Source organism: Micromonospora sp. NPDC049204 (assembly GCF_040647935.1).
In the GTDB taxonomy this organism is placed as follows: Bacteria; Actinomycetota; Actinomycetes; order Mycobacteriales; family Micromonosporaceae; genus Micromonospora.
On the sequence record NZ_JBEZDC010000006.1, the window covers coordinates 302582 to 310795 of the forward strand.

7 protein-coding genes are annotated in these 8214 nt (G+C 69.4%); 2 read left to right on the plus strand and 5 right to left on the minus strand.

Going from position 1 to position 8214, the window contains the following annotated elements; translation table 11 throughout:
- Window positions 1–55 precede the first annotated feature (55 nt).
- From AB0A90_RS14770 to AB0A90_RS14790, 5 genes are all read right to left on the minus strand, one after another.
- Window positions 56–1798 carry an ABC transporter substrate-binding protein gene (locus AB0A90_RS14770; RefSeq protein ID WP_357246866.1) on the minus strand — a complete coding sequence of 581 codons (1743 nt, stop codon included), beginning with the start codon at window positions 1796–1798 and terminating at the stop codon, window positions 56–58.
- A 142-nt stretch (window positions 1799–1940) separates the two neighbouring features.
- On the minus strand, window positions 1941–2927 hold the full coding sequence (locus AB0A90_RS14775) for an ABC transporter permease (RefSeq protein WP_357246869.1): 987 nt from the start codon (window positions 2925–2927) through the stop codon (window positions 1941–1943).
- A 10-nt stretch (window positions 2928–2937) separates the two neighbouring features.
- Window positions 2938–3945 carry an ABC transporter permease gene (locus tag AB0A90_RS14780; protein WP_357246872.1) on the minus strand — a complete coding sequence of 336 codons (1008 nt, stop codon included), beginning with the start codon at window positions 3943–3945 and terminating at the stop codon, window positions 2938–2940.
- Window positions 3942–4970, minus strand: a complete 1029-nt coding sequence (locus tag AB0A90_RS14785) for a dipeptide ABC transporter ATP-binding protein (protein WP_357246875.1) — start codon at window positions 4968–4970, stop codon at window positions 3942–3944. The genes AB0A90_RS14780 and AB0A90_RS14785 overlap by 4 nt, the downstream gene beginning before the upstream one ends.
- Entirely contained in the window at window positions 4967–6010 is a 1044-nt protein-coding gene (locus AB0A90_RS14790; protein ID WP_357246878.1) for an ABC transporter ATP-binding protein, read from the minus strand. The genes AB0A90_RS14785 and AB0A90_RS14790 overlap by 4 nt, the downstream gene beginning before the upstream one ends.
- Window positions 6011–6404: 394 nt before the next feature.
- On the opposite strand from AB0A90_RS14790, the gene AB0A90_RS14795 reads away from it, so the two are divergent.
- Together AB0A90_RS14795 and AB0A90_RS14800 are read left to right on the plus strand one after the other, a co-directional pair.
- Window positions 6405–6593 (plus strand): hypothetical protein, encoded by a 189-nt coding sequence (locus tag AB0A90_RS14795; RefSeq protein ID WP_357246881.1) that lies wholly within the window; start codon window positions 6405–6407, stop codon window positions 6591–6593.
- Window positions 6594–6625: 32 nt separating this feature from the next.
- Window positions 6626–8062: a TldD/PmbA family protein gene (locus AB0A90_RS14800; protein WP_357246884.1), complete on the plus strand. Its 1437-nt coding sequence runs from the start codon at window positions 6626–6628 to the stop codon at window positions 8060–8062.
- Window positions 8063–8214: the final 152 nt, after the last annotated feature.

The window sequence follows — 8214 nt, forward strand, 5'->3', positions numbered from 1 at the left end:
GGATCCCCTCCCGACGACGCTGTCGAGAGAGGACCCTTCTGGCTTGCGGTGTGCCTTACGGGGTGACGTACGCGTTCACGAACGACGGGTAGCCGAAGACGCTGGAGATGAAGATCCCGCCGGCCTTCGACCCGTGCACGTTGTAGGCCACGTCGACGAAGAGCGGCACCACCGGCGCGTGCTCCTTCATGATCCGCTCGTCGAGCTTGGCCCACTCGGGACCCTGGTCGGCGGCGGGCATGGCCTGGATGCGGTCCATCTCGGCGTTGATCGCCGGGTCGTTGAAGTAGGACTGGTTGCTGTTGCCCTCGGCCTTGATGGTCCGGCCGTCGTAGAGCACCGGCAGGATCGACGCCCCGCTCGGCCAGTCCGCCGCCCAGTTACCGATGTACAGGTCCCAGGGGTTGTCCTTCTTCTTGATCTCGTCGAGCTTCGCGTCGTCGGAGATGTTCCGCAGCGTGATCTTGAAGCCGGCCCGCTCCAGGTTGGCCTTGAGCTGTGCGCCCTGCTGCTGCTCGGTCGAGTTGTCCGCGACACCGAGGACCAGCTCCGGCGTCTTCCCGCCGAGCAGTTCCTTGGCCTTGTCCACGTTGCCGTTGGCGCCCGCCGGGTACGCGTCGTACGCCTTGTAGCCGATGGTGGCCGACGGCATCAGCGTGGTCAGCGGCGCGGCGACGGTCTGGCCGCCCATCGCCTTGATGAAGCCCTCGCGGTCGATGGCGTAGTTGAGTGCCTGGCGGACCTTCAGGTCGGTCACCCGCTGGTTGTTGATCACGAGCTGGTTGGCGCTCGGGGTCGGCGAGAGAATGGTCCGCGACTTGAGCGCGGCGTCCCCGGCCACCTTGGCGACGAGCGAGGCGGGCACCGTGTTGAAGGCGAGCGCGCTCTGGTCGGCGCCGTTGTCGGCGATCACCCGGTTGTTGGCGGCGTCCGCGGTCGGGCCGAAGCTCCAGACGAACTGGTCCGGGTACTGGTGCCGGACCGGGTCGGTCTTCGCGTCCCAGTTGGTGTTGCGGTCCAGGGTGAGCTGCACGCCCACCTGGTTCTTGGCGACCTTGTACGGCCCGGACGAGAACGGCTGCTTGTCCAGGTCGACGCCGGTGTCCTTGTCGGCGGGCAGCGGCGCGGTGGTCGGCAGCGAGACCGCGAACGGCAGGTCACAGCGGGGCTTGGCGAACTCGAAGCGCAGCGTCTTGGCGTCCGGGGTGCTCAGGCCGGGCGGCAGCGAGGTCTTGTTCTTCTTGAAGTCCCACTTGGTGTCGAACTGCGGGGTGTCGGCCAGCCACTCCTGGATGTAGGTGGGGCCGCCGGAGAGGTCCGGGTCGAAGGACCGGGCGATGCCGTACGCGATTTCCTTGGAGGTGATCGGCCGGCCGTCCTCGAACTTCACCCCGTCCTTGATCGTGAATTCCCAGACCTTGCAGTCGTTGTTGACGTTCTTGCCCGGCGTCTCGGCCAGGTCGCCGACCAGAACGAGGCCGCCCTTGCCGTCGTCCTTCCAGGTGGTCAGGTAGCGCGCGAAGAGCGGGTTGGTCATCAGACCGGCGAACGAGTACGTCCGCTGCGGGTCCAGGTGGGAGATCGGCGACTCCCGGATGATGGTGAAGGTGCCACCCTTCGCGGCGCCGCTCACCTCGGCCGCCGGCCCCTGCGAGTCCTTGGGGTCGGTCGCGATGACCCCGGTCTGCTGCCGGTCGGTGTCCACGGTGGTGCCCTCGCCCGTGTTCTTCGAGCACGCACCCAATGCCACCACCAGAGCGATCGCGCCGCCCGCGGCGGCCACCACGCGTGGTCTCATGAATACCCCCTTCACATGTGCCGTGCGTTTCGTCGGGGCGAGAACCGCCGACGTCCCGAGGATCGTAAGGAAGAAAACCTACGAGTTGTGTAACAGTTGTCGATAAATTTCGCCAGCAGCCACGCCCTGGACAGCGGCCGGGTCAGCGCAGCCGCACCCGGGGGTCGATGGCCGCGTAGAGCAGGTCGACCAGCATGTTCGCCAGCACCACGAAGACGGCCGCGATCAGCACCGTGGTCATGATGGTGGGCAGGTCACCCGAGCGCACCGCGTCCACCGCCGTACGCCCCAACCCCTGCACGCCGAACGTCGTCTCGGTGATCACCGTGCCGCCCAGCGCCCCGCCCACGTCCAGCCCAGCGATGGTCACCACCGGGGTGATCGCCGCGCGCAGCGCGTGCCTCCCGTACACCGTGGGTTTGGCCAGGCCCTTGGCCCGCGCGGTCCGGACGAAGTCCTCGGACAGCGTCTCCAACATCTGCGCCCGGGACAGTCGGGCGTAGATGGCCGAGAAGAGGAAGGCCAGCGCCACCCAGGCGAGCACCAGCCCGCTGGCCCACTTCGCCGGGTTGTCGAAGAGGGAGGTGTAGCTGGGCACCGGCAGCAGCCGCAGGTTGTAGACGAAGACCAGCAGCAGCACCGCGCCCACGAAGTAGAGCTGCAACGACGCGCCGGTCAGTGAGAAGCCGATGGCCGCCCGGTCGAGCCAGGTGCCGCGCCGTAACGCGGAGACCATCCCCAGCCCCACCCCCAGCAGCAGCCAGAGGATCGCCGCCGGGATGACGATGCTCAGCGTCACCGGCAGCACCCGGCCGATGGTGTCCGAGACGGCCTCGTTGGTGACGTACGACCAGCCCAGGCAGGGCGCGTCACACCGGCCGCCCTGAGCGCTGCCCAGATCCCGGCCGGTGACGATGCCCTTCATGTAACCGGCGTACTGGCTGACCAGCGGGTCGTTCAGGCCCAGGTCGTCGCGGACCCGCTCCAGCCGCTCCGGGTTGCAGTTCTTCGAGCAGATGCTGCTCGCCGGGTCGCGCGGCAGGGCGAAGAACATCAGGAAGGTCAGCACGCTCACCGCGAACAGGGTCAGCGTGGCGGAGAACAGCCGCTTGATCAGAAACCGTGACATGAGCCCACCCCTACCGGGACGACTTCGGGTCGAGCGCGTCCCGCAACGCGTCGCCGAAGAGGTTGAAGGCGAACACCAGCGCGAAGATCATGATGCCCGGGAAGAACACGTAGGCCGGGTCGGTCTGGAGGAAGTCCAGACTGTCGTAGATCATCCGGCCGAAACTCGGGGTCTCGTCGCTGAGGCCGACGCCGATGAACGACAGCGCGGCCTCACTGGTGATGAACTGCGGCACGGCGAGGGAGAACGACACCAGGATCGGCGCCCAGATGTTCGGCAGCAGTTGCCGGAACAGCATGTGCCCCAGCCCGGCCCCGCTGGCGCGGGCCGCCTCCACGAACTCCCGTTCACGCAGCGCGATCACCTGCCCGCGGACCAGCCGTGCCGTGCTGGTCCAGCCGAAGATGGCGAACACGGCGATCAGCACGCCGATCCCGAAGGCGGACGACACCTGCCCCCGCTCGCCGTAGAACCGCAGCGTGATGGTGGGGGTGAGGGCCAGGGCGATGATCAGGAACGGCATGGCCAGCGTCAGGTCGGTGATCCAGTTGATCACCGCGTCGAGCCAGCCGCCGAGGTAGCCCGCGAGCGCGCCCAGCACGATCCCGATCGTCGCGGTGATCAACGCGGCGGCGAACGCGACGAACAACGACGTCCGCAGCCCGTAGATCAGCCGGATGAAGATGTCCCTCCCCAGCCCCGGCTCCAGGCCGAACCAGTGCTCGCCCGTGACGCCGCCGGCGTAACCAAGCGGCATGCCGAAGCCGTCCAGCAGGTTCTGGAACTGCTCCCGCGGCCCGACACCGTAGGCCATCTCGATCAGCGGAGCCGCCAACCCCACCAGCAGAAAGAAGACCAGGAGTACGCCGCTGACCACGGCCGTCCGGTCCCGGCGCAGCCGCAGCCAGGCGAGCTGACCGGGTGAACGCCCGACCACACCCTTCGCGGCGGGCGTGCTCGCGTCCGGGTCGGACTCGATCTCGGCCAGCGCCACACCCTCCACCGGGGACAGGCTCACGACGGCACCTCCTCGACGAACGGAGCCGCCACCTCGGGGCTCGTGCTGGCCGCTTCCCCTTCGGGGAAGTGGCACGCGGTGGCCTGGCTGCCCCCGTCGCGGGGGATCAACGCGGGCTCCTCGGTGGCGCAGACGTCCTGCGCCTTCCAGCAGCGGGTACGGAACCGGCAGCCCGACGGCGGGTCGAGCGGGGTCGGCACGTCACCGGTCAGCCGGATCCGACCCGCCGGGCCGAGCTGGGTGACGTCCGGGATCGCCGAGAGCAACGCCCGGGTGTACGGGTGCTGCGGGCGCTCGTAGATGTCCGCCCGGTCGCCGATCTCCACGATCCGACCCAGGTACATGACCGCGACCCGCTGGCTGAAGTGCCGGATCACGGCCAGGTCGTGCGCGATGAACACGAACGCCAGGCCCAGCTCCCGTTGGAGGTCACGCAGCAGGTTGACCACCTGCGCCTGGATCGAGACGTCCAGCGCGCTCACCGGCTCGTCGGCGACGATCAGCTTGGGCCGCAGGGCCAGCGCGCGGGCGATGCCGATGCGTTGACGCTGGCCGCCGGAGAACTCGTGCGGGTACCTGTTGTAGTGCTCCGGGTTCAACCCGACCAGTTCCAGCAGCTCCTGCACCCGGGCCTTCACGCCACCCGGGGGCTTGATCCCGTTGACCTGCAACGGCATCGCCACGATCCGACCGACGGTGTGCCGGGGGTTCAACGAGGCGTACGGGTCCTGGAAGATGATCTGGAGTTCCTGACGCAGCGGGCGCAACTCACGGCGGCCGGCGTGGGTGATGTCCCGCCCGGCGAACTCGATGCTGCCGCTCGTCGGCTCCAACAGCCGCACCAGCATCCGACCGGTGGTGGTCTTGCCGCAGCCCGACTCCCCCACCAGCCCGAGCGTCTCGCCGGGGCGCACGTCGAAGTCGAGCCCGTCGACCGCCCGCACCTGGCCGGTGGCGCGCAGCCCCTGGCGTACCGGGAAGTGCTTGGTCAGCCCACGTACCCGCAGCAGTGGTTCGTCGGTCATCGGGCCACCCCCACGGATGCGACGTCCTCGGCGTAGAACGTGACACGTTCCTCGGCGCTGAGGTGACAGGCGACCAGGTGACCGTCGGCCCCGGCCGCCCGCAGCTCGGGCACCTCGCTGCGGGACCGGCTGCCGACCCGGTCCGCGTACCGGCAGCGCGGGTGGAACGCGCAGCCGGACGGCAGGTTGATCAGGCTGGGCGGGTTGCCGGGGATCGGCACCAGGTCCGCGTCCGCGTCGCCGTGCAGCGACGGCACGCTGGAGAGCAACCCCCAGGTGTACGGATGCTGCGGCGAGCGGAGCACCTGCTCGACGCTGCCCCGCTCGACGGCACGCCCCCCGTACATGACGAGCACGTCGTCGGCCACCTGACCGACCACGCCGAGGTCGTGGGTGATCAGGATGATCGCGGAGTGGAACTCGGCCTGGAGGTCGGCGAGCAAATCCAGGATCTGCGCCTGCACGGTGACGTCCAGCGCGGTGGTCGGCTCGTCGGCGATCAGCAGCGCCGGGTCGTTGACCAGGGACATCGCGATCATCGCCCGCTGGCGCATGCCGCCGGAGAACTCGTGCGGATACTGGTCGAAACGGCGGGCCGGCTGCGGGATGCCGACCCGGTCCAGCATGTCCACCGCCCGCTGGCGGGCCTCGCGCCGGTTGGCCTTCGGGTGGTGCACCCGGTACGCCTCGGCGATCTGCCGGCCCACCGTGTAGTACGGGTGCAGCGCCGACAGTGGATCCTGGAAGATCATCGCCATGTCCCGGCCGCGTAGCCGGCGTACCTCCTCGTCAGGCAGGCCGACCAACTGCCGCCCACCGACGGAGATCTCTCCGGTGATCGTGGCGCGCTTCGGGTCGTGCAGGCCGAGGATGGCCAGCGAGGTGACGCTCTTGCCGGAGCCGGACTCGCCCACGATGCCGAGGGTGCGACCCCGCTCCACGGCGAACGACACCCCGTCGACCGCGCGCACCACGCCGTCCTCGGTGTCGAACCGGACCCGCAGGTCACGCACCCGCAGGTAGGCATCCGAACTGTCCACGGCCGCCTCCCTCAGTGACGAAGAGAACTTACATGAAAGTCCTGAGGGTGAAAATAAGCTACAAAGTCCGTACCTGTCAGCGGGCCCGAGCGTAACGAGTCCGCATCGGCCCCGCACCCCCGTCACCTCGCCATCCACGCCCGTTCATCCCGCCCTCACGGTGGGCACCCCGCACGCCGCCCCGCGCCCCGCGCAACTTCCCCGAAGTTGCTGCCTCAGGCGCGGCGGAGGCAGCAACATCCCTGATACTGCGCGAATCTTGACGACGATCACCGCCCCCCGAGTGACCGGAAGCGGAGTTGGGGCACCCTCCGCCGCCAAGGTCACGCTCGAACCAGGATCTAGTGGCATCGCCGAAGCGCCGATACCACTACATCCAAGATCTAGCGCGATCTTGCAGCACCTGTACGCCGCAGCAGGGGTGGGATGGTATCTGCTCGTCGAGCAGGAGAGCCTGACCGTGAAGCTCCACCAGCTACAGGGCGCCCACTACGTGGAGCGGGCAACCACGAAGCGCGGTGAGGTTCTGGAGCTGGCGGAGCCGGTGCGGGCCACCATCCGGCCGGAAGACCTCGTCCCCTGACGGGTGTCGGTCGGCTGGCCTAGGGTCGGTCCATGACCGAGTTCGACGCGGCCAGCGCCGCCGTCCAGGCCGCCCTCGACGCGGGCGCACGGTACGCCGACGCGCGGGTGATGCACCGTCGCTACGAGTCGATGACCGCGCGCAACGGTGACGTGGAGGAACTGACCCAGGACGAGAGCATCGGGCTCGGCGTCCGGGCACTCGTCGGTGCGAGTTGGGGCTTCCACGCCGTACCCGATCTCTCGGACGCCGCCGCCCGCGACGCCGGCCGGCGCGCGACGCGGACCGCCATGGCCAGCGCACGTGTTCCCGGCCCGCCTGTCGACCTGGTCCCGGCGCAGGCGGTCACCGCGAGCTGGGCCTCCGGCTGCGAGATCGACCCGCTCGGGGTGCCCCTGTCGGACAAGGGCGACCTGCTGGTCGGCGCGACCCGCACGATGGCCGACCACGGCGCGGACCTGGCCGAGGGCCTGTACCAGATCTGGGACACCGCGAAGTGGTTCGTCTCCAGCGAGGGTCACCGGATCGACCAGCGGATCCGCGAGTGCGGCGCCGGCATCTCCGCCACCTCGATCGGCGACGGGGAGACGCAGCGCCGGTCCTGGCCCAGCTACCGGGGGCAGTACGGCACCACCGGCTGGGAGCTGGTCGAGTCGCTGGACCTGACCGCGCACGCCGCGCAGATCGCCGAGGAGTCCCGGGCGCTGCTCACCGCGCCGGTCTGCCCGGCCGGCGAGACCGATCTGATCCTCGGCGGCGAGCAGTTGGCCCTGCAGATCCACGAGTCGGTGGGGCACGCCATCGAGCTGGACCGGATCCTCGGCTGGGAGGCGGCGTTCGCCGGCACGTCCTGGTTGGATCTGGCGCAGCTCGGCTCGTTGCGGTACGGCTCCGAGCTGATGAACATCACCATCGACCCCACTATCCCGGGCGCGCTGGGCAGCTTCGGCTTCGACGACGAGGGCTCGCCGGCGGTCAAGCGGGACGCGGTCCGGGACGGCCGCTGGGTGGGGGTGCTCGCCGGCCGGGACTCCGCGGCCATGGCGAGCCTCGACTACGGCGGCAGCGTACGGGCCGACGGGTGGGCTCGGCTGCCGATGGTGCGGATGACGAACGTCGGCCTGGAACCCGGTCCGCACACCCTGGAGGAGATCATCGCGGCGACCGACGACGGGGTGCTGATGGACCTCAACCGGTCCTGGTCGATCGACGACAAGCGGCTCAACTTCCAGTTCGGCTGCGAGGTCGGCTGGGAGATCAAGAAGGGGCGGCGGGGGCGGATGCTGCGCAATCCCACGTACACCGGGATCGGCCCGCTCTTCTGGCGCTCGATGGACATGCTGTCGAGCGAGACGGTTTCCTGGGGCACGCCCAACTGCGGCAAGGGCCAGCCCGGCCAGATCGGGCACACCGGCCACCCGGCCGCGCCGGCCCGGTTCCGCAACGTCCGCGTGGGGGTGTCCGCGTGAGCGCGAGGAGTGAGCCGATCTTGCGAGCCCCGCAGTCGCGAACGAAAGGCGGCCCAGCGTGAGCGCGAGGAGTGAGCCGATCTTGCGAGCCCCGCAGTCGCGAACGAAAGGCGGCCCAGCGTGAGCGCGAGGAGTGAGCCGATCTTGCGAGC

Bases quoted from the DNA above. Each gene is read 5' to 3' on its own strand.
- AB0A90_RS14785 (WP_357246875.1), bottom strand. From the start codon at position 4,970: ATGACCGACGAACCACTGCTGCGGGTACGTGGGCTGACCAAGCACTTC.
- AB0A90_RS14775 (WP_357246869.1), bottom strand. From the start codon at position 2,927: ATGTCACGGTTTCTGATCAAGCGGCTGTTCTCCGCCACGCTGACCCTG.
- AB0A90_RS14800 (WP_357246884.1), top strand. From the start codon at position 6,626: ATGACCGAGTTCGACGCGGCCAGCGCCGCCGTCCAGGCCGCCCTCGAC.
- AB0A90_RS14770 (WP_357246866.1), bottom strand. From the start codon at position 1,798: ATGAGACCACGCGTGGTGGCCGCCGCGGGCGGCGCGATCGCTCTGGTG.